This window comes from Streptococcus parasanguinis (assembly GCF_015556095.1).
Classification (GTDB): Bacteria; Bacillota; Bacilli; order Lactobacillales; family Streptococcaceae; genus Streptococcus; species Streptococcus parasanguinis_Q.
The window spans coordinates 375,462-396,185 of record NZ_JADNLT010000001.1 but is presented as its reverse complement, the minus strand read 5'-3'; the positions used below and the strand labels follow the sequence as shown (position 1 = coordinate 396,185).

Here is a 20,724-nt window from a genome sequence, read left to right as displayed (position 1 = left end):
TCATTTTTCAACAATTGTCTGAAAATTTAATAATAGAAAGGCTTTTCTGAGAATTTGTCTTTTACAAAAGAATATCCTTGACCCGTCCGATTTCGGATTCTTTAACCACCACAAAGATGCTATCACCTAGATACAAGCGGGTCGCACCATTGACCGTATAGCTCTTACCGCTTCGAATTTGCGTAGTGATCAAGATATCTTGAGGGAGGTGCAGTTCATGAACTTGCTTTCCTGCGATCTTTTCTGATACAGGGATCTCAATTAAAGTCAACTCTCCTTCTTCTTGCGCCTTATCCGGCAACAATTGCTCTAGCATGGCTTCATAGACTGGCGCTCCATGGAAGAGATCCATGATCATATAAGCGAGCAAGGTCACCATACCTAGGGGCATTAAACTGCGAATATCACCGACCATCTCTGTTACCAAGATCATAGCTGTTAATGGCGCTTTTGAAATAGCCCCAAAATACCCACTCATTCCTAAAATGATGAAAAGAGGCAGCTGATTTTGAGAGATAAAGCCAATGTTTTGGAGGAAGGTTCCAACGATGGCCCCTAAAAGAGATCCTAATGCTAAAATTGGAAGGAAGATGCCTCCTGGCAAGCCACTACCATAGCTCAACATACTCCAGATGAAACGGATCGCAAAATAAAGAAGGATGGTCAGCACTGGATACGGTACTCGAGCTAAATCCAAAACCAATTGGTTCCCGCCACCAAGAATTTGTGGAAGGAAATAGCCGATTGGAAGAATCGAGACAAAGGCAAATAAGGAAGAGTAATGAGAGGGAACATGAAAAATCTTTTCAAGTAAACGATACAATCGACCGATATTCAGCACCACTACTTCATAGACATAACCTGCTGCCCCCAAAAAGACTCCAAGAAAAAGGTAAATCCAGTACTGAGACAAATGGAGCGGCGGAATATTTTGCGGCATATGAAGTACGGGTGTTTGACCAAAGACATTGAGTGAAATAAAATTAGCAGTCAGACTAGCAGCCAAGGTCGAAATCCAAAAGAATCGAGAAAAATGATGGTAGACTTCTTCCACGACAAATAAAAGTCCTGCTATAGGTGCATTAAAGGCGGCTGCAAGGCCTGCAGCAGCTCCACTTGCAATCAAAGACCGCTCTTCAACCGGGCTGACCTTCAAATGATGGGCCACTCCTTTTCCACCCATAGCCCCTAATTGAATACTAGGACCTTCACGACCAAGCATCAAGCCACTTCCGATGGCCAAGACACCTAGAATATACTTCTTCCATAAGGTATCCCACCAGCTCACCGCCAAAAGACCCTTGAGCTCTGCTTCGACTTGAGGAATTCCTGATCCCTTGATATCCCGATTGGTGCGAATGAGGCAACCAGCAATCAGTACGATCACTCCATACCCCAACAGCATCGCAAACAAATAAAATGGTTGAGTCGACATCTCCTTGTAAACGCCTTGAACAAAATGAAAAATATGTTCGATCAAAAAACGAAAACTCGAGACGATGCAGCCCACTACGATCCCAACCAGAACACCTCTGACAATATGGGCCACAATTGAACTAGAGGCAAATTGAAATTCATTTTTAAAGGCTTCTTCTTTAGCAGACATTCCCTAACTCCTTCAAACTCTTATCCTATTCATTATACCTTATTTCACTGCCTCTGAATACATGGAAAGACAGAAAAAAACAAAACTACCCTTGTTAGTTTTGTTTAGAATGTAGACAAACCATTTTATCAAGTAAAATAAGTTAAGAAATTCTACAAAGAAATATAAATATGTTCTATTTATTATGGAACGAATAAAGAAAAGTCAAAACTTTCCGCTGTGAGAAAAGTGCCTGAAACAATAGAGTTTCAGGCACTCGGAATTATTGAGACCTTAGGCTCAATAATTAGTCATGGAACTTCTACGAAGTTCGCTGACGTCCGTACTCACCTAAGGAAAGTTTTTAATAGAACTTTAGCTATTATTCAGCAGTTAAAGCTGCCATTGTGATGTAGTTGTATGGTTTGTTGAAGTGTGGCAAGAAGAACAAGTCTGTCAAGGCCAATTTATCAATCGTCACGTGTTCTTGAATCGCAAGTGAGAACATGTGGATAGCCATTGAAATGGCGCTATCACGTGATACCATTTGAGCTCCAAGGATTTGACGAGTATCTTTATCATAGACGATCTTGATACCAACTTCATAGTTATCGTGTTTGATAAATTCAGGTTTTTGAAGGTCGTTAAAGCCAGTTTCAGTGGCATTGAAGCCTGCAGCTTTCGCTTTTTCAAGCGTCAAACCAGTTGAAACCATGTGAAGGCCGTAGATAGAGATACCGTTAGAACCTTGAACACCGATTCCTTCTAATTCATGACCAGTCGCATTGTAGGCACCGACAATACCTGAACGAACCGCATTAGACGCAAGAGCGATGTAGCTCATTTCGTTACGAGCGTTATCGAAGATAGTCGCACAGTCACCAACTGCGTATACACCTGGAAGTGACGTTTCTTGTTTCTTATCAACAAGGAAGGCACCGTTGCGGAAGAGTTCGATCTTACCATCAGCAAGAGCTGTATTAGGACGGAAACCAACAGCCAAGATAACCATATCTACATCGAAGGTTTCTTTATCGGTTACAAGGCGTTCCACCTTACCATCTCCTTCAACCGCTTGAACCGTTTGTCCAAGTGCCAAACGGATGTTGTGGTCTTCCAAGTTTTTCGCCATGATGTCAGTGAAGTCTTTGTCGTAGTAGCCATTCAAGACAGTGTCCACGATATCCACCAAGACAACGTCTTTACCAAGACGTTCGAAAGCTTCAGCAAGTTCAACACCGATGTAACCACCACCAACTACGGCGATACGGTTCAAGTGTTTGCTGTTGTCTTTCAATTTTTCGATGACTTCTTCAGCATTTTGGTACAATTTAACGAATTGAAGATTTTCAAGTGTTGCTTTGAATTCGCGGTTACCAGGTACGATTTCAACTCCTTTAATTGGAGGAATGATTGGTGTTGATCCAGTCGCAAAGATCAATTTTTCGTAAGATTCTTTGTGTTCTTTCCCATCAACTTCCGCTGTTACCACTTTGTTATCATAGTCAATTGAAAGAACAGGAGAGTTCATGTAGACTTTCGCACCTTTTGCTTCCAATTTTTCTTTGTCAGAGTAGAAAAGACCTTCAGGACCATCGATTTGTTCACCGATCCAAAGCGCCATCCCACATCCAAGGAATGAAATGTTTGAGTTTTGGTCAAAAACCACAATTTCATTTTCATTTCCAAAATTATCTAACATAGTGTTGATACAAGCTGTTCCGGCATGGTTTGCCCCTACAACAACGATTTTACTCATAGAATAAATCCTACCTTTAATTTAATTTACTTCTTGAGTATATCATAAAAATGATATCGGTTACAATTATTTTGCTCAGAATTTGTGATCTTTTTTTCAATTTTCCAGAAAATCACACTTCACATGTTTCAAAAAATGTCAAACAATATGCTCGAAAGGATTGTGAAAACGATATCTTTTTGATATACTGTAAGTGAGTGAAAATAGGAAAGGATAGATTTTTAGTGGACCTAAGTAGTCGATCCGAACGTTTGATGGGAACGACCATCACTGTTTCGATCTGTCACCCACAAGCGAATGAACTCTTAGCCCGCTGCTTTGAGCTTCTTCGCTCCTACGAACATCGCTTCAGTGCTAATGATGCAAGTTCTGAACTCATGGAGGTCAATCACCAAGCTGGTATTGCTCCTGTCCAAGTTCATCCAGATCTTTTTGAACTGATTGCATTAGGTACCTTGCATAGTCAAGCTCAAGACAGCCATTTAAACATCGCCATTGGTCCTCTTGTACAAACCTGGCGAATTGGATTTTCAGATGCTAGACGTCCCCAGCAAGGGGAAATTGATCAAGCCCTGGCCAAGATCGATCCTCACCAAATCCAGCTCGACCCAGAAAAACATACAGTCTTTCTGATGCGTCCTGGAATGAAGATTGATTTAGGAGCCTTGGCTAAGGGCTATAGTGCAGACTGCATTGCGACCTTTTTAAAGAGCCAGGGAGTAACAGATGCCTTGATTGATCTTGGAGGCAATATCCTCACTGTCGGTCAACACCCCATCAAACAACAGCCTTGGCGGATTGGTATTCAAAATCCAGTCGAAAAAAGAGGCCAGCACCTACTGGTCCTCTCCGTCAAGGATAAATCTGTTGTCACCTCTGGTATCTACGAGCGTCATTTAGAAGTTGACGGCCAGTCGTTTCACCACATCTTTGATAGCGCGACGGGCTATCCGGTCGAGACAGACTTAGCCAGTATCACCATCATATCTGATCGATCCGTAGACGGGGAGATATGGACTACCCGCTTGTTCGGGGAATCTCCTGCTTCTATCCTCAACACTGTTGAATCACTTCCTGGTATAGATACCTTATTGGTTTCTCAATCAGGCAAGATCGCCTATACAAGTGGGCTTCAATCTTATTTATAATTCTCCTATCAGAAAGGAATTTTCCATGATAAAACTTATTGCGATTGTGGGGACTAACTCCAAACGTTCTACAAACCGTCAACTGCTTCAATACATGCAAAAACATTTTGCTGATAAGGCTGTGATCGAATTGGTCGAAATTAAAGATATCCCTGTCTTTAACAAACCAGCCGACAAACAAGTGCCTGAAGCTGTCTTGGATATTGTTGCAAAAATTGAAGAAGCTGATGGGGTCATTATTGGAACTCCAGAATACGACCACTCTATTCCAGCAGTCTTGATGAGTGCACTCGCTTGGCTCTCATACGGAGTCTTCCCATTGTTGAACAAACCGGTCATGATTACTGGGGCATCATACGGTACGTTGGGATCTTCACGCGCCCAACTTCAACTTCGCCAAATCTTAAATGCTCCAGAAATCAAAGCGAATGTCTTGCCAGATGAATTCTTGCTCTCTCATTCATTGCAAGCCTTTGATCAAAATGGAGACTTGGTGGATTTAGATGTTATTCAAAAATTAGATGCCGTCTTCAATGATTTCCGTGTGTTTGTGAAAATTACAGACAAATTGCGCAACGCCCAAGAATTACTTCGCAAAGATGCTGAAGAATTTGACTGGGAAAACTTGTAAGATAGGAGACAGAAAAGAATGAAATTTGTTGGACTTGTAGGATCGAACTACGATCAATCATATAACCGTAAACTTTTGGAATTCATTCGCCGCCAATTTAAGATCAAATTTGAATTGGAAGTTCTTGAAATCGACGAAGTTCCAATGTTTAACCAAGATGAAAAATGGGACGAAAGTTTCCAATTGCGTCTTTTATATAACAAAATCACTCGTGCAGATGGTGTCATCATTGCCACTCCAGAGCACAACCATACGATCTCTGCTGCTCTCAAGTCTGTTCTTGAATGGCTCTCTTTCGAGGTGCATCCATTTGAAAACAAACCCGTTATGATCGTTGGTGCTTCTTACTATGATCAAGGGACTTCACGTGCACAAGTTCACCTCCGTAAGATCCTCGATGCCCCAGGTGTCAATGCTTATACTCTTCCAGGAAATGAATTCCTTCTTGGAAAAGCAAAAGAAGCTTTTGACGAAAACGGCAATATCATCAACGAGGGAACCGTCAAATTCCTTGAAACCTGCTTGGATAATTTTATGAAATACGTTGAGGTTGTATCGAAATTGAAAAAACCAAAACCAATTGAACCAGAAGACTTGGATTGTAATCATCCAATCGCTACAACTGTTACTGAAGTCGATCCTGACGATCCAGATTGGGTAGAAAAGGTAGCTGAAATCACTGGTGCCGTTTCTGGCGATACCTATGTCAAACTCGACCACGGTATCCTAACCGTTAACCAAATTGATATGTTCTTGAAGGCTATGCCATTTGAATTGACTTATGCCGATGATAACAACCAATTCCTCTACTACAACAATGCCCATCAAGATCCAGATACCATGTTTGCTAAACGCGTGCCACCTCAATCAGGAAGCCGGATGTCAACCGTTCACGGCTCCCTACCACCAGCACGTATGAAAAACGTGGAATGGGTGATTGGTACCCTTCGTAACGGTAACCAAGACTATGTTCGGACCATTGTTCCAGGATCTCCTGAAGGCGTGATCAACACTCACAACTACCAAGCTATGTACTATGAAGATGGTTCATACGCTGGTATCAATGAGATTGTCTTCAACTTCAAACCATGGTTGGACTGGTACCTACAAACAACAGGACAACGTCTAGTTGGCGGAAGCGGTCCATTTGCTCCTGCTGGTGGACACGGTAGTGCAGATGCAACTTCTGGTGCTTCTGATGCTGGAGGACATGGTGACGGAGGGCACGGAGATGCCGATGCCACTTCTGGCGCAAGCAACTAAGAAACTAGAAAAAAATGAAGCTTCGTGCTTCATTTTTTTATTGTAAGTCTTTGATGATCTTCTTAGCATCGTCGTTTGAAATAGCCCCTAATTGGACATGTCCAATTTTCCCATGACTGTCTATAAAGACTTCTGTAGGAATAGAGCGAACCTGATAATCTGCAAATGCAGAACCATCTGGATTGTACAAGACCGGTACGGACTTGTAATCTTGTTGATCAAACCATTTGACGAATTCTTCTTCTGTTTTTTCACCTTGGAGTCCTGGTGCCATAATGGTAAGAATTTCAAAGTCTCTATCCGTATCCTTGACCAATTTCTCTAGTTCAGGCATACTTTGCCGGCAAGGGCCACACCAGGTTGCCCAAAATTTCAAATAGACCTTCTTCCCTTTGTAGTCTGAAAGTTTGACCGTATTCCCCTTCATATCCTTTAACTCAAAGTCACTGGCGTTTTTTCCTACCAAAGGATGCTTATTCGTTGTTGTATTCATTGTTGGCTGATTGCCCATACTACTCTCACTGGATTGATTCATGGAACAAGCTGACAGCAAAGCTAAAGAGAGAACTGAGAAACAAGCGTATTTAATACCTTTCATCATGTGTTATACCTCCGGATTATTTTATGAAAAGATAGATGACAAACTGTTCAATTGTCCCAAAAGTAAGAGAATTCCCATCAGAATAATGATAGCTCCGCCGATTTTCTTCAGCAATAACAAATGGGGTTTGAGACGATTAAAGTAAGGTAGGACCAGACTAGATGCTAAGGCCAACAGTAAAAACGGAAGGGCCATTCCCAAGGTATAAACAAGGAGATAAATAGCTCCCATAAGAGCATCTTGCCCATCTGATGCTGCTAAAGCAAGAACTGATCCTAATACTGGACCAATACAAGGCGTCCAACCAAAACTAAAGCCAAGACCAAGGAGAAAAGCTGAAAACAATTCATTCTTCTGTTTGTTGGCTCCAAAATCTACTGATTTTTGCTTTTCAAGGAAATGAAAATGAAAGACTTCCATTTGATGAAGACCAAGGATAATGATGAGGGCTCCCATCAGATAACGGAACCAATTGGTGTACATGATCTTTCCAAGCAAGCCCGCTCCAAAACCAATGAGGAGGAAAATAACAGAAATACCTGCAATAAAACAAAGGGTTTTCAGCAAGCCATGCCAGCGAATTTTTTTCCCGAACAATTGGATAGCCTTTTCCTGATCACTTCCTAGTAAGATTCCAATATAAACCGGAAGCAAAGGAAAGACACAGGGAGAAAAGAAAGACAGAATACCCGCAAGAAAAACTGTCAATGAAAAAACGATTGGATTCATAGTTCACTCCGTATATTGATATGCTACATTCAGTATAACATTGACTGACAAAAAATAAAAATTTCTGCTACGTTTTTTTACTAAAGTTTGGATTTAGATACTAGTTTCAAAAGAAAAACCCTAAAGCACAAACCTTTAGAGTTTCTAATATGACTTATTCTTCTGCCGTTTGTTTATTTGGTAATACGAGCGATAAAAGAATCCCTATAACTACTGGAACCAACCATGGAAGAGATTGAGCTGCAAATGGAAGCAAGGCAATCCCCTTTTCTACTAGTGAAATTTTAAAGGTACTTGCCAGAACACTTGCAAGAGAAACCAAGCTGACCAAGAAAATAGTCAGTTGCATTCCTGGTTTTGAAAGAGCCACAAATTTATTCACTATCACAATCAATACAATGGTAATGGTGATTGGGTAAAGAATCATCAAGACCGGCAATGAGAAAGCAATAATGGCATTCAAGCCAAGGTTGGCAATCGCAAAACCAATCAAAGTGAAGGCACTTGCATAGACCTTGTAAGAAACCTTAGGGAAGGTACTATGGAAGAATTCACTGGTAGAGACGATTAAACCAGCGGTTGTGGTAAAGCAAGTTACCGTCACCATTCCTGCTAGGAAAATCTGAGCAGTCGGACCAAAGATCGCTTTGGTCGCTTCTGATAATACATACACCCCTTTATTGGTATCAGATGCCATAACAGAAGCTGGAATTGGAAAATGATTCCCCAGATATCCTAAACCGATATACAGCACACTAAAACCAAGGGCTACGACAATCCCAACCAACCAAATGGTCTTGATATATTCTTTCTTACTTGAAAATCCAAGTTGATTCAAGGTAGTCACTGCGATCACACTAAAGGCAACAGATGCCAAGGCATCCAAGGTGTTGTAGCCCTCTAAAAATCCTTGCCCAAAGGCAGAAGCCTGATAGGCTTTTGTAGCCACCATTGGAGCATGTCCACTGTATTTTAGAGCTCCAAGAACAACCAAGATCAAAATGAGAATCGCAAAGATCGGGGTCAAAATACGACCGATTCGATCTAGAATCTTAGATGGATTCAAAGCAATCAGAAAGGCAAGCAAAAAGTAGACCAGGGTAAAAATGAAAAGTGCTAAACTGGCATTCATTCCACCTAATAAGGGGGCTATCCCCACTTCGAAAGATACCGTCGCCGTTCTTGGAATGGCAAAGAAAGGACCAATCGAAAGATAAAGCGCAACTAAGTATACAATCGCGAAAACAGGTGAAATCTTACGAGAAATCTCATGAATATATCCTTTGGGATTAAGCGTCCCGATAATCAAGGTCACAATGGCAATTCCCACACCTGAAAGGACAAACCCAGCAATAGCTGGCCAAAATTGATTACCCGATAAAGCACCAAGAGCCGGTGGGAAAATCAGGTTTCCAGCACCAAAAAAAATACCAAACAGTAATAAACCTGTCAGGGAACCTTTTCGTAACATACGATCTCCTTAAAAAAACGATATTCTTAACTTTATCAAATTCATTTGAAGAAAGCAACTTATTTTCATGAACAATCCGCTAGTTCTATCAGTCATTATGGTACAATGGATGTAAGATTTTACGAGGTGCAAAACATGTATCTATATCTATTCTGGTTATTTCCAGCTCTTATCTTTTTATTGTTCTTTATGAGTGATCGCAGAAGGCTTTTCAATGCTTATCTCTTTTCGATAAACCTGGGGCTTCTTCTACTGATTTCTGCATTTCTACTAGTCGTTCGAACTGAGCTATGGTTTAATCAACAAATTGCAATGATTGTCTTTGTAGTGATTTCCATCCTCGTTTTTCTCAGCATTATTTTCTCATCTATCTTTCTCCTTTTTAACGGCCGTCAAATGATGGCTTTTGAAGGAAAAAGACTAGCCAACCTCCTCTCTCTGCTTTATGGACTGTTTATTATCGGAGCTTTGTCACTACATTTTCTACCCTATTTCCCAGGGAATGACATCCTCATTTATCTGACTGACTTCGCCCTGTTTTACATGACTTTTCTCTACCTCTCTTATGTATCCTATGGGACTTTTTGCAATCTCTTTCCAGTTCGCAAAGAGCCAGACGCCATCATCATCCTTGGCTCAGGTTTGATTGGAGCCAAGGTTCCCCCACTCTTGGCCCAGCGTCTTGATAAGGGAAAGGCCATCTATGAGCAGTTCGAGGGACGACCAAAGCTGATTGTTTCTGGTGGTCAAGGGTCAGATGAGCTGATCGCTGAGGCGGAAGCGATGGCCGGATACTTGATGGAACACGGGGTTCCAGAAGACGCCATTCTCATCGAGAATCGCTCTCGTACTACTTTTGAAAACCTGACCTTTAGCAAGCGTATCCTTGAAGAAGAGGGGCTTGGCAAGAGAGTCCTTGTGGTGACCAATTCGTTTCACGCGCTCCGTGCAGGTGTCTTTATGAGACGATTGAAAATACCCGGTCGAAGTATCGGTTCAAGAACAGCTTTTTACTATCTCCCATCCGCTTGGATTCGAGAAACCGTTGGCTTGGTTTCACTCTATTGGAAGTGGCATGTTACCTTCCTAGCTCTTCTGTTTCTGCCTTGGTTCTTTACACAAATCATGAAACTAATTGAGTTCATCATACAACATCTAAACTAAAAGAGAGTGGGACAGTAATCGGTAATTCGTTAGAATTCGATTTCATCGTCCCACCTCCGCACTGTTGAGTAGGGCTGTAAAAGCTGATGAAATCAGCGTAGTAGAGCCCACTCAACCACTGCGTCTTGCTCGACAATCCAAAAAATAATTGAGAGGCTAGGACTTTTGTCCCAGCCTCTTTCTTGTCTAGTGGTCACTAAAGCGTCTATATTTAATGCGGAAATCGAAATAATTTTCTTCCTGCAGTATACGGAAAATATCGCGATAAGCCTCTTCATCAAAGTGATCACCCCGATAGAGAATTTCAAAGCTCAGTCCTTCGTATTCTAAAAAAGCATTAGCAGTTTTAAATCCATTTCGCTTATAGAAGTCCATCCGAGACTGACGTTGCTCTAGATTGTCACATTCTTCATCTAAACGTTCCACTTCAAGAATCATGGTCCTTTGGTAAAATTCTACCAATTTTTCAATGATTTCTTGACCATAACCGTGGCTACGTAGGTGGGGCATAATGGCAAAGAAGCTAACATAAAAAACTTTCTGGTTATAGATAGAAAAAGCAAATCCTACAAATTCTTCTTCGTTATAAAAAGCAAAAAAATTAGCATCGTCATTGTCCGTATAACGTAGGTATTCCGACAAAGGGACTCGCTCTTCTTCTGGGAATGCCTCGATATTCAGCCTCTCGACCTTGTCCAGATCTGGGAACGTTTCAGTGATTAATTGGCTGGTTAAGCTCATAAAAGCCTCCTTTTCTGCCCTGATTATACCAAAAAATGTAAGGGCCTTCAACTATCGACGCTTGTCGCTAGTTCCTGAAGTTGGTATAATGACACTATGAAAAGAATTCAACGTGTGGACCTCATAGATGGTCCTATTTTACCCGCTCTATTGAGTTTTGCCTTTCCTATTCTTTTGTCCAATATCTTTCAACAACTCTACAATACCTCGGATGTTATGATTGTAGGGCGTTTTTTAGGTCAAAAATCATTGGCTGCCGTTGGAGCAACCTCTGCCATATTTGATTTGATCGTTGGATTTGCTGTCGGTGTTGGAAATGGGATGGGCATCATTATCGCGAGAAATTATGGAGCCAAAAACGAAGACCAATTACGAAAATCAGTCGCCGCAACTGCTATTATTGGTGGCATCCTCGGTCTCTTTGTGATCTTCATTGGTGCTGTCGGACTTTTTCCCCTGCTCCAATTTTTAGGGACCCCATCATCAATTGTGTCTCAGTCTTATCTCTATATCTCCACTATTGTAAATGGTGTGGCTGTGACCTTTGCCTATAATCTTTGTGCCGGACTTCTTAGAGCGGTTGGCGATAGCTTAGCGGCACTCTACTTCCTGATTATCGCTGCCATTCTCAATATTCTTCTCGATCTTTATTTTATTACCCAACTTCATCTCGGAGTTCAATCTGCTGGGATTGCGACCATAATCGCCCAGGGTATTTCGGCCCTTCTTTGTCTTCTCTATATTCGTAAGAAGGTTCCTTTTCTGCTCCCGCATCGCAAGGATTTTGTTTGGGACAAGGAGCTTTATCAGGATCTGCTAAGTCAGGGCCTTGCCATGGGCCTCATGACTTCCATCGTTTCGATTGGAACGGTTATCCTCCAATCCGCTATTAATCAGCTTGGAACAACCATTATCAGTGCACAGGTCGCAGCCCGTCGTATCATGTCCTTTGCCGTTTTACCGATTACAGCTATCGCCTCAAGTATCACAACCTTTATCTCGCAGAATTTTGGCGCAGAGCAATTCCAGCGGATCAAAAAAGGCGTTACCATTGCCAACCTTCTTTCTTGGGCTTGGTCTGTCTTGGTTGCTGCTCTTCTATTCTTCACAAGTCCGTCTTTAACCAGCTTTATTTCCGGCTCGACAAATCCTGATCTCATTGCAAATGCCAGTCTTTATCTCCAGATCAGCTCTTGCTTTTATCCTATTTTGGCGAGTCTCATCATCCTGAGAAATGCCCTACAGGGAATGGGTAAAAAATTAACCCCACTCACATCCAGTTTTATTGAATTGTTTGGAAAAATTTTCTTCGTTCTGTGGATTATTCCTCACACCGGCTACATGGGGGTCATTCTCTGCGAACCCCTTATCTGGATTCCCATGACCCTACAGCTCATCATAATCTATCGAAAAATCAGGTACCAACTCCTTACTGAATAATGATTGATTAACAAGACCAAAACAACTTCTGCTCATTTGAACAGAAGTTGTTTTTAGATATCTAGCTATTAGAACAAACCGATGGCTGTTCCATCAGCAGCCACATCCATATTCAAAGCAGCTGGACGTTTTGGTAAACCAGGCATGGTCATGACATCCCCAGTCAAAGCGACAATAAAGCCTGCTCCCAATTTTGGAACCACTTCACGGATAGTGATTTCAAAGTTTTCAGGAGCTCCCAAGGCATTTGGATTATCAGAGAAGCTATATTGTGTTTTGGCCATACAGATTGGCAACTTATCCCAACCATTTTTCACGATTTGGGCAATTTGTGTCTTAGCTTTCTTCTCAAAATTCACCTTCGTACCGCGATAAATTTCTGTAACAATCTTTTCAATTTTTTCTTCAACAGAAAGGTTATTATCATACAAGCGTGTGTAGTTAGCTGGACTTGTTTCGATGGTTTTAACCAAGGTTTCAGCAAGTTCAACTCCACCGTCAGCACCATTCGCCCATACACTCGCAAGCTCAACTGGCACCTCAATTTCAGCACACAATTCTTTCAAAGCAGCAATTTCTGCTTCTGTATCAGTGATAAATTCATTGATGGCAACCACTGCAGGAATGCCAAACTTACGGATATTTTCAACGTGACGTTTCAAGTTGGCAAAACCAGCACGAACAGCTTCTACATTCTCTTCAGTCAAAGCATCCTTGGTCACTCCACCGTTCATCTTAAGAGCACGGAGAGTCGCTACGATCACAACCGCATCTGGTGAAGTTGGCAAGTTTGGCGTTTTAATATCGAGGAATTTTTCAGCACCGAGGTCAGCCCCAAAACCAGCTTCTGTAATCGTATAGTCGGCTAAATGAAGAGCTGTCGTCGTTGCTAACACAGAGTTACATCCATGGGCGATATTGGCAAATGGACCACCGTGAACAAAGGCAGGTGTACCATAGATGGTTTGAACCAAGTTTGGCTTAATCGCATCTTTGAGGATCAAGGCAAGAGCCCCTTCTACTTCTAAATCACGGACATAAACTGGACTACGATCATAGCGGTAACCAATAACAATGTTGGCCAAACGACGTTTCAAATCTTCAATATCTGTCGCCAAGCAAAGGATGGCCATGATCTCAGAAGCAACGGTAATATCAAATCCGTCTTCACGAGGAATCCCATTGAGCGGTCCACCGAGACCAACCGATACGTGTCGCAAAGCACGGTCATTCAAGTCCACTACCCGTTTCCAGATAATCCGACGTTGGTCTATTCCAAGCTCATTTCCTTGGTGCAAATGATTATCAATCAATGCTGAGAGGGCATTATTAGCCGTTGTGATCGCATGCATATCCCCTGTGAAATGAAGGTTGATGTCTTCCATCGGTAGAACTTGGGCATAGCCACCACCAGCAGCACCACCTTTAATCCCCATAACTGGACCTAAAGAAGGTTCGCGAATGGCAATCATGGTTTTTTTACCGATTTTATTCAAAGCATCTGCTAAACCAATGGTGATGGTTGATTTCCCTTCTCCAGCTGGAGTTGGGTTGATCGCAGTGACTAAGATAAGTTTTCCTACTGGATTTTTCTCAACTTCACGAATCTTATCAAAGCTCAATTTTGCCTTGTATTTTCCATACAATTCAAGATCATCGTCAACCAAACCAATTTTCTTAACAACGTCCACAATCGGTTGGAGTTCAATGCTTTGAGCAATTTCGATATCTGTTTTCATAAGGGACTCCTTTATATTTGATAGATCTATTATACCTAAAATTCGCGAAAATAACATGGTTTTTCCACCTTTTGAATCGAACGTTCGTTTTTTATCTAAATTTTATGGCTATACATAGTTAATCCTAATAGCTTCAGAACTTTACTTACGTATCTTTTTTGTGTAAAATAAGCATATGCATATTTTAATTACATCAGGTGGGACGAGCGAAGCCATTGATAGTGTTCGTTCGATCACCAATCATTCCACCGGGAGCCTAGGGAAAATCCTTGCAGAAATGGCTCTTGCAAAGGGACATCAGGTGACCTTGATCACAACGCCTACCGCGCTTAAACCCGATCCTCACCCACAGCTTCGACTTCTATTGATCCAGAATGTCGAAGAACTTCTCACACAAATGAAAACGGAAGTCCCTCAACATCAGGTTTTGATTCACGCTATGGCAGTCTCAGACTACACACCTGTTTACATGACCGGCCTTGATGAAGTTGAGAAAGCTCAAGACCTTCATAGCTTTATCCATCGTGAAAATCAGGAAGCGAAAATTTCTTCCAAAGAAGAATACCAAGTACTCTTTCTAAAAAAAAATCCGAAGATTATCTCGCTCGTCAAAGAATGGAACCCTGCCATTCAACTGATCGGCTTTAAGCTATTAGTCGACGTTTCTTCTGCAGAGTTGATCCAAGTAGCGCGTGAAAGCCTCGTTAAAAATCATGCCAGCATGATCGTTGCCAACGATCTGACCAAGATTCAGAACGGTCAGCATCAAGCCTATCTAGTGACAGATGATCAGGTCCTAGAAGCTTCTACGAAAGCAGAAATCGCAGAGGCTATCCTACGTTATATCAAATAAAAAGGAACATATGACACACATTACTTTAGCGGTTACCGGTAGTATTTCCGCCTATAAAGCTGCTGATATTACTAGCCAACTAACCAAATTGGGATTTGAAGTGAAGGTCCTCATGACTCCTTCAGCCCAAAAATTTATCACCCCTTTAACCTTGCAAGTTCTTTCAAAAAATCAAGTGGGGCTTGATGTTATGATTGAAGACGATCCACAGCGGATCGAGCACATCGACATTGGGAAAGAAACTGACCTCTTTCTTGTAGCGCCGGCCAGTGCCAATACCATTGCTAAATTGGCTATGGGACTGGCAGATAATATGGTCACAAGCACAGCTCTAGCCTTGCCTCAAAGGACTAAAAAATTACTGGCCCCTGCTATGAATACAAAAATGTTAGAACATCCCGCTACCCAACGAAATCTAAAACTCTTACAAGACTATGGTTACCAGATGATCCAACCTCGTGATGCTATTCTTGCTTGTGGGGACAAAGGTGCTGGAGCTCTAGCGACTGTAGAATCTATTGTTGAAGCTGTTAAGGAGAATTGTTTATGAGAAAGTCATCTTCTATTTCACGAATTGCCATCTTTTTTGCAGTGATGATTACCATTCACTTTGTGACATCTTTCATTCTGCAATTTGTTCCATCAGGAATTCAACCAACCTTGGTTCATATTCCTGTCGTGATCGCCTCTATCATATACGGTCCACGGATTGGAGCTATCTTAGGACTCCTCATGGGACTCTTTAGCCTCACCATGAATACCCTGATTATAACACCAGCCAGCTATCTCTTTAGTCCCTTTGTTCCTCACGGGAATCTCTACTCCCTTATCATTGCCATAGTCCCTCGGATTCTCATTGGGGTAACCCCTTACTTCGTCTATCGTTGGATTCGCAATCGTACAGGACTTGTGATCGCTGGAATTGTCGGCTCTATGACCAATACTATTTTCGTTCTAAGTGGGATTTACTTCTTCTTTGGGAACAGCTTTGGAGGGGGAATTCAAAATTTCCTTGGTTTGATTGTGTCTACTAACTCTCTTATTGAAGTCGTTGCGACAGTCCTCATTACCAGCGCAGTTGTTCCATCTCTTGAAAAATTAAAATAATCTTCCAAGTCAAGACAGATTCGTCTTGGCTTTTTTAATGGTTAAATGCTTATTATTTTTGAAAAGATTTACAATTATAGCTAGAATTTTCTGAAAAAATCTGCTATAATGAAAGCGATTAAATATAACGCAAAAAGGAGACGCTTGCATGACCTATCAAGAAAACTACCAAAAATGGCTCGACTTTGCTGAATTACCAGCTTACCTTCGTGATGAGTTGGTCGCAATGGATGAAAAAACAAAAGAAGATGCCTTCTACACTAACCTTGAATTCGGAACAGCTGGTATGCGCGGATTAATCGGTGCTGGTACCAACCGTATTAATATCTATGTTGTTCGCCAAGCAACTGAAGGATTGGCCCAATTGATCGAATCAAAAGGGGAAGAAGCTAAAAAACGTGGAGTTGCCATTGCTTATGACAGCCGTCACTTCTCTCCTGAGTTCGCTTTTGAATCTGCTCAAGTTTTGGCTGCCCATGGTATCAAATCTTATGTATTTGAAAGCCTTCGTCCAACACCTGAATTGTCATTTGCTGTTCGTCACCTCCACACATTTGCTGGGATCATGGTAACAGCTAGCCACAACCCTGCTCCATTTAATGGATACAAGGTATACGGTGAAGACGGTGGACAAATGCCACCTGCAGATGCGGATGCATTGACAGATTACATCCGTGCGATCGAAAGTCCATTCACTGTTCAATTGGCTGATCTTGAAGAAAGCAAAGCTAACGGCTTGATTGAAGTTATCGGTGAAAACGTCGACGCTGAATATTTGAAAGAAGTGAAAGGTGTTAACATCAACCAAGACTTGATCAATGAATACGGTCGCGACATGAAGATTGTCTACACTCCTCTTCATGGTACAGGTGAAATGTTGGCTCGTCGTGCTCTTGCACAAGCTGGATTTGAAGCAGTTCAAGTTGTTGAAGCTCAAGCTGTTCCAGATGCAGACTTCTCAACTGTTAAATCTCCAAACCCTGAAAACCAAGCTGCTTTTGCTCTTGCTGAAGAACTTGGTCGCAAAGTAGACGCTGATGTATTGGTTGCAACTGACCCAGATGCAGACCGCCTTGGTGTTGAAATCCGCCAACCAGACGGTTCTTACCTCAACCTTTCTGGTAACCAAATCGGAGCGATCATTGCTAAATATATTCTTGAAGCTCACAAAACAGCTGGTACGCTTCCTGCAAATGCTGCTCTTTGTAAATCCATCGTATCCACTGAGTTGGTGACCAAGATTGCAAAAAGCTACGGCGCAACGATGTTTAACGTCTTAACTGGTTTCAAATTTATCGGTGAAAAAATTCATGAATTTGAAACACAACACAACCACACTTACATGCTTGGTTTTGAAGAAAGCTTCGGTTACCTCATCAAACCATTCGTACGTGACAAAGATGCTATCCAAGCCGTTCTTATCGTTGCTGAAATCGCAGCTTACTACCGCTCACGTGGTATGACTTTGGCAGATGGTATCGAAGAAATCTATAAACAATATGGTTACTTCGCAGAAAAGACTATCTCTGTTACCCTTTCAGGTGTGGATGGAGCTGCTGAAATCAAGAAAATCATGGATAAATTCCGTGGTAACGCTCCTAAACAATTCAACAACACAGACATTGCTAAGACAGAAGACTTCTTAGAACAAACAGCTACTACTGCTGACGGCGTTGAAAAATTAACAACTCCTCCAAGTAACGTATTGAAATACATCTTGGCTGATGATTCATGGTTTGCCGTTCGTCCTTCAGGTACAGAACCAAAAATCAAATTCTACATCGCTACAGTTGGTGAATCTGAAGCAGATGCTAAAGAAAAAATTGCGAATATCGAAGCAGAAATCAATGCTTTTGTAGGCTAAAACATGAAGCTGGGACAAAAGTCCTAGCCTCTTAATCTTTTTTGGATTGTCAAGCAAAACGCAGTGGTTGAGTGGGCTCTACTACGCTGATTTCATCAGCTTTTACAGCCCTACTCAACTGTGCGGAGGTGGGACGACGAAATCGAATTCTAACGAATTACCGATTTCTGTCCCACTCTCTCTTTCTTTCGTATCAAAATACAGCATTTTTTCGCCCTTTATGGCATACTAGATTTATAAGAAAGCGAGGTAATCTCATGGAACAATTTTTAGAAGATATTAAAGATCTTGAAGTCACAACTGTTGCGCGTGTGCAAGAAGCGATTGACAAAAAAGAAACAGCAACCTTCTTTATCGGACGCAAGACTTGTCCTTACTGCCGGAAGTTCGCTGCTAAATTAGCAACTGTCGTAGCTGAAACAAAAGCTCATATCTACTTCATCAATAGTGAAGAACCAAGTCAGCTAGACGCATTACAAACCTTCCGCTCAACTTACGGTATTCCAACTGTCCCTGGATTTTTACATGTTGAATCCGGCGAAGTCACTGTTCGTTGCGACTCTTCCATGTCAGAAGAAGAAATTAAAGCATTCGCTCATCTATAAAAAATTAGCTAGAGATCATACTCTAGCTAATTTTTGTTTACCGTAAAAATTGTCCAACTTTTAGAATTTTTTTCATCAAACTATTTTAGTAGACTATTTTTCATTTTAAGAAAAATATTGGAAATTCATGCTCCTCTAGCCTACCATCAAGATTAAAGTGTTTTGTAAACCATTTTCTGTACTTTTCAAAAAGTAATTCATTTATGAATACGGTAGCAAATATCAAGATTAAGAAGATAGTAAGATATATTTTATTTACATTTTTAAAGTCAGTTGTATAGTTCATAACTGTATAGTACCTTATAAAATAAAAATAAAGAAAGAAACATATAGGCACAAAATTTAAATAAAGCAAATAACTGCATAAGAATAGAAATTGGTGTTTCTTTGATCTTCTTCTGTAATGCATTTTATATGTTTTCGTTATTTTATTGAATAAAGGAAACCTGCTTTTAAAACTTCCATAATATTTTGGCGAGGCGTGGTAACCAAGCCAGTGAAGTATTTTAAAATTTAACTCACGTGTTAACCAAAATAAATTGTAAAAAATAAATAAATAAATTAAGATAAAGCTGATTTTCACATGATTAGAATATAATTTGTAAATAATATAATAATATACGCCAGCCATAATATAATTAAAACAAGCTAATATAAAATAGAGAATACTAGCAAATATACTACGAGATCCAATAAAATTTTTATCTGAATAATCTGGTATATAATCCATATAACTTACATAATCCTATTCTATCTTCATAAACTTATGCTCTATATTAAATTAAAATGAACGTTCATTTATTAAATGCTTCCCAGATCTTTTGCTGGGGTTTGGCAAAAGGATAATTCGAAAATTCTTCTGGTGTTAACCAAACAGTCGATTCACTTGATTCTTGCTCTCCTTCTTTTACTAAACCGTAACGAAGTTGAACCTGCCACTTACGATGAGAAAAGACATGCTGGATGATAGGATAAGACCGGTTCTGCCAATCAATGGCCAAGTCATAGTCCTGTTCAAAGGAAAGTATTTCTGGGGTGTCTACTGCCTGCCCCTGCCCATCCAGTAGTGACAACTGGCCATGGTTCTCTGATAGACTATCCACTTCGATCAAAGGAAAATGCCAAAAACCAGACAAAAGCCCTTCTCGCTCATTTTTCTCCAGCAAGTAGCGCCCTTGACTATCCTTGATGATAAAGGCCGTTAAATATACTGGCACCGGTTTTTTCTTAGGAGCCTTGATTGGATAACGATCCATGGTTCCATGTTGATAGGCCGCGCTAAACTCTTTTACAGGACTCTCTTCAGGCCGTGGGTTGACTGGGGATTCAATATCTGATCCCAAATCCATCAAAGCCTGATTGAAATCACCAGGACGATCTGGATCAATCAAGATCTCCATCATGGCTTGGAAAATCTTGCGATTGGTCGGGACTCCAATATCGTAGTCCACCTCAAACAAGCGGGCTAGAACACGCATGACATTGCCATCCACAGCCGGCTCTGGCAAACCAAAAGCAATACTCGCAATGGCACCAGCAGTATAAGGCCCAATTCCCTTAAGTTTTGAAATAGCCTCATAGTTTGATGGAAACACACCACCGTGGTCTTCCATCATCTGCTGAGCAGCTTTCTGCATGTTGCGAACCCTTGAGTAATAGCCCAAGCCTTCCCATGCTTTTAAGAGCCTTTCTTCAGGAGCTTGAGCCAAATCAGCGACAGTTGGAAACCAGTCCAGAAAGCGCTCATAATAGGGAATAACCGTATCGACACGTGTCTGCTGTAGCATAATCTCTGAGATCCAGATTTTATAAGGATCCTGCGTCCTTCTCCAGGGGAGATCCCGTTTATTGGCATCATACCAGGCTAATAACTTTTCTCGGAAGGAAGCAATTTTTTCATCCTCCCACATGATAATCCCGTAATCTTTTAAATCTAACATATTCCTAGTATACCATAGAACGGCTTAGAGTTTACAAATTCTGATTTTAAAAAGAAAAAGGCTCAAGATCATCCTGAGCCTTTC

The 20,724-nt window shown here is 41.2% G+C and carries 18 protein-coding genes; 10 read left to right on the top strand and 8 right to left on the bottom strand.

Annotation, left to right across the window (positions count from 1 at the left end; all coding sequences use genetic code 11):
• Positions 1 to 61: 61 nt before the first annotated feature.
• On the bottom strand, positions 62 to 1,606 hold the full coding sequence (locus I2E70_RS02035; protein ID WP_195423197.1) for a ClC family H(+)/Cl(-) exchange transporter: 1,545 nt from the start codon (positions 1,604 to 1,606) through the stop codon (positions 62 to 64).
• Between the two features lie 361 nt (positions 1,607 to 1,967).
• Positions 1,968 to 3,344 carry a H2O-forming NADH oxidase gene (nox, locus tag I2E70_RS02030; RefSeq protein ID WP_003001563.1) on the bottom strand — a complete coding sequence of 459 codons (1,377 nt, stop codon included), beginning with the start codon at positions 3,342 to 3,344 and terminating at the stop codon, positions 1,968 to 1,970.
• 224 nt (positions 3,345 to 3,568) lie between these two features.
• Here nox and I2E70_RS02025 point away from each other — a divergent pair, with 224 nt between their 5' ends.
• The 3 genes from I2E70_RS02025 to I2E70_RS02015 are packed head-to-tail and all read left to right on the top strand — an operon-like array spanning position 3,569 to position 6,386.
• The gene (locus I2E70_RS02025) at positions 3,569 to 4,492 is read left to right on the top strand and encodes an FAD:protein FMN transferase (protein ID WP_195423195.1); all 924 of its coding nucleotides are present in this window, start codon (positions 3,569 to 3,571) and stop codon (positions 4,490 to 4,492) included.
• A gap of 25 nt (positions 4,493 to 4,517) precedes the next feature.
• On the top strand, positions 4,518 to 5,123 hold the full coding sequence (locus tag I2E70_RS02020; protein ID WP_195423193.1) for an NADPH-dependent FMN reductase: 606 nt from the start codon (positions 4,518 to 4,520) through the stop codon (positions 5,121 to 5,123).
• 18 nt (positions 5,124 to 5,141) lie between these two features.
• Positions 5,142 to 6,386 (top strand): NAD(P)H-dependent oxidoreductase, encoded by a 1,245-nt coding sequence (locus tag I2E70_RS02015; protein WP_049507732.1) that lies wholly within the window; start codon positions 5,142 to 5,144, stop codon positions 6,384 to 6,386.
• Between the two features lie 37 nt (positions 6,387 to 6,423).
• On the opposite strand, the gene I2E70_RS02010 is transcribed toward I2E70_RS02015, so the two are convergent.
• From I2E70_RS02010 to brnQ, 3 genes are all read right to left on the bottom strand, one after another.
• The gene (locus tag I2E70_RS02010) at positions 6,424 to 6,984 is read right to left on the bottom strand and encodes a TlpA family protein disulfide reductase (protein ID WP_195423397.1); all 561 of its coding nucleotides are present in this window, start codon (positions 6,982 to 6,984) and stop codon (positions 6,424 to 6,426) included.
• A 24-nt stretch (positions 6,985 to 7,008) separates the two neighbouring features.
• Positions 7,009 to 7,716 (bottom strand): thiol-disulfide oxidoreductase-associated membrane protein CcdA2, encoded by a 708-nt coding sequence (ccdA2, locus tag I2E70_RS02005; RefSeq protein WP_049482972.1) that lies wholly within the window; start codon positions 7,714 to 7,716, stop codon positions 7,009 to 7,011.
• Between the two features lie 154 nt (positions 7,717 to 7,870).
• Complete coding sequence (brnQ, locus tag I2E70_RS02000) at positions 7,871 to 9,187, bottom strand: branched-chain amino acid transport system II carrier protein (protein ID WP_195423191.1); 1,317 nt, start codon at positions 9,185 to 9,187, stop codon at positions 7,871 to 7,873.
• A gap of 135 nt (positions 9,188 to 9,322) precedes the next feature.
• Here brnQ and I2E70_RS01995 point away from each other — a divergent pair, with 135 nt between their 5' ends.
• Positions 9,323 to 10,351 carry a YdcF family protein gene (locus tag I2E70_RS01995; protein WP_195423188.1) on the top strand — a complete coding sequence of 343 codons (1,029 nt, stop codon included), beginning with the start codon at positions 9,323 to 9,325 and terminating at the stop codon, positions 10,349 to 10,351.
• A 186-nt stretch (positions 10,352 to 10,537) separates the two neighbouring features.
• On the opposite strand, the gene I2E70_RS01990 is transcribed toward I2E70_RS01995, so the two are convergent.
• Positions 10,538 to 11,092, bottom strand: coding sequence for a GNAT family N-acetyltransferase (locus I2E70_RS01990; RefSeq protein WP_195423186.1), 555 nt, complete (start codon positions 11,090 to 11,092; stop codon positions 10,538 to 10,540).
• A 96-nt stretch (positions 11,093 to 11,188) separates the two neighbouring features.
• On the opposite strand from I2E70_RS01990, the gene I2E70_RS01985 reads away from it, so the two are divergent.
• Complete coding sequence (locus I2E70_RS01985; RefSeq protein ID WP_195423184.1) at positions 11,189 to 12,532, top strand: MATE family efflux transporter; 1,344 nt, start codon at positions 11,189 to 11,191, stop codon at positions 12,530 to 12,532.
• A 68-nt stretch (positions 12,533 to 12,600) separates the two neighbouring features.
• Here I2E70_RS01985 and I2E70_RS01980 read toward each other — a convergent pair whose 3' ends face one another.
• Positions 12,601 to 14,271: a formate--tetrahydrofolate ligase gene (locus I2E70_RS01980; RefSeq protein WP_070661377.1), complete on the bottom strand. Its 1,671-nt coding sequence runs from the start codon at positions 14,269 to 14,271 to the stop codon at positions 12,601 to 12,603.
• A 175-nt stretch (positions 14,272 to 14,446) separates the two neighbouring features.
• On the opposite strand from I2E70_RS01980, the gene I2E70_RS01975 reads away from it, so the two are divergent.
• The 5 genes from I2E70_RS01975 (at position 14,447) to I2E70_RS01955 (ending at position 18,700) form a co-directional block, all read left to right on the top strand.
• Positions 14,447 to 15,124: a phosphopantothenate--cysteine ligase gene (locus I2E70_RS01975; protein WP_070661380.1), complete on the top strand. Its 678-nt coding sequence runs from the start codon at positions 14,447 to 14,449 to the stop codon at positions 15,122 to 15,124.
• A gap of 10 nt (positions 15,125 to 15,134) precedes the next feature.
• Complete coding sequence (gene coaC, locus I2E70_RS01970) at positions 15,135 to 15,674, top strand: phosphopantothenoylcysteine decarboxylase (protein ID WP_195423182.1); 540 nt, start codon at positions 15,135 to 15,137, stop codon at positions 15,672 to 15,674.
• The gene (locus tag I2E70_RS01965) at positions 15,671 to 16,231 is read left to right on the top strand and encodes an ECF transporter S component (RefSeq protein ID WP_195423180.1); all 561 of its coding nucleotides are present in this window, start codon (positions 15,671 to 15,673) and stop codon (positions 16,229 to 16,231) included. Before coaC ends, I2E70_RS01965 begins: the two co-directional genes overlap by 4 nt.
• 148 nt (positions 16,232 to 16,379) lie before the next feature.
• Positions 16,380 to 18,095, top strand: a complete 1,716-nt coding sequence (locus tag I2E70_RS01960; protein ID WP_195423178.1) for a phospho-sugar mutase — start codon at positions 16,380 to 16,382, stop codon at positions 18,093 to 18,095.
• A gap of 257 nt (positions 18,096 to 18,352) precedes the next feature.
• Complete coding sequence (locus tag I2E70_RS01955; protein WP_195423175.1) at positions 18,353 to 18,700, top strand: thioredoxin; 348 nt, start codon at positions 18,353 to 18,355, stop codon at positions 18,698 to 18,700.
• Positions 18,701 to 19,494: 794 nt separating this feature from the next.
• Here I2E70_RS01955 and mutY read toward each other — a convergent pair.
• The gene (mutY, locus tag I2E70_RS01950; protein ID WP_195423173.1) at positions 19,495 to 20,640 is read right to left on the bottom strand and encodes an A/G-specific adenine glycosylase; all 1,146 of its coding nucleotides are present in this window, start codon (positions 20,638 to 20,640) and stop codon (positions 19,495 to 19,497) included.
• Positions 20,641 to 20,724 lie beyond the last annotated feature (84 nt).

Coding starts and splice junctions, on each gene's coding strand:
- I2E70_RS01980 (WP_070661377.1), bottom strand. CDS start 14,271: ATGAAAACAGATATCGAAATTGCTCAAAGCATTGAACTCCAACCGATT.
- coaC (WP_195423182.1), top strand. CDS start 15,135: ATGACACACATTACTTTAGCGGTTACCGGTAGTATTTCCGCCTATAAA.
- I2E70_RS01985 (WP_195423184.1), top strand. CDS start 11,189: ATGAAAAGAATTCAACGTGTGGACCTCATAGATGGTCCTATTTTACCC.
- I2E70_RS01955 (WP_195423175.1), top strand. CDS start 18,353: ATGGAACAATTTTTAGAAGATATTAAAGATCTTGAAGTCACAACTGTT.
- I2E70_RS01975 (WP_070661380.1), top strand. CDS start 14,447: ATGCATATTTTAATTACATCAGGTGGGACGAGCGAAGCCATTGATAGT.
- nox (WP_003001563.1), bottom strand. CDS start 3,344: ATGAGTAAAATCGTTGTTGTAGGGGCAAACCATGCCGGAACAGCTTGT.
- I2E70_RS02010 (WP_195423397.1), bottom strand. CDS start 6,984: ATGAAAGGTATTAAATACGCTTGTTTCTCAGTTCTCTCTTTAGCTTTG.
- I2E70_RS02020 (WP_195423193.1), top strand. CDS start 4,518: ATGATAAAACTTATTGCGATTGTGGGGACTAACTCCAAACGTTCTACA.
- I2E70_RS01965 (WP_195423180.1), top strand. CDS start 15,671: ATGAGAAAGTCATCTTCTATTTCACGAATTGCCATCTTTTTTGCAGTG.
- I2E70_RS01960 (WP_195423178.1), top strand. CDS start 16,380: ATGACCTATCAAGAAAACTACCAAAAATGGCTCGACTTTGCTGAATTA.
- I2E70_RS01995 (WP_195423188.1), top strand. CDS start 9,323: ATGTATCTATATCTATTCTGGTTATTTCCAGCTCTTATCTTTTTATTG.
- ccdA2 (WP_049482972.1), bottom strand. CDS start 7,716: ATGAATCCAATCGTTTTTTCATTGACAGTTTTTCTTGCGGGTATTCTG.
- I2E70_RS01990 (WP_195423186.1), bottom strand. CDS start 11,092: ATGAGCTTAACCAGCCAATTAATCACTGAAACGTTCCCAGATCTGGAC.
- I2E70_RS02015 (WP_049507732.1), top strand. CDS start 5,142: ATGAAATTTGTTGGACTTGTAGGATCGAACTACGATCAATCATATAAC.
- I2E70_RS02035 (WP_195423197.1), bottom strand. CDS start 1,606: ATGTCTGCTAAAGAAGAAGCCTTTAAAAATGAATTTCAATTTGCCTCT.
- mutY (WP_195423173.1), bottom strand. CDS start 20,640: ATGTTAGATTTAAAAGATTACGGGATTATCATGTGGGAGGATGAAAAA.
- brnQ (WP_195423191.1), bottom strand. CDS start 9,187: ATGTTACGAAAAGGTTCCCTGACAGGTTTATTACTGTTTGGTATTTTT.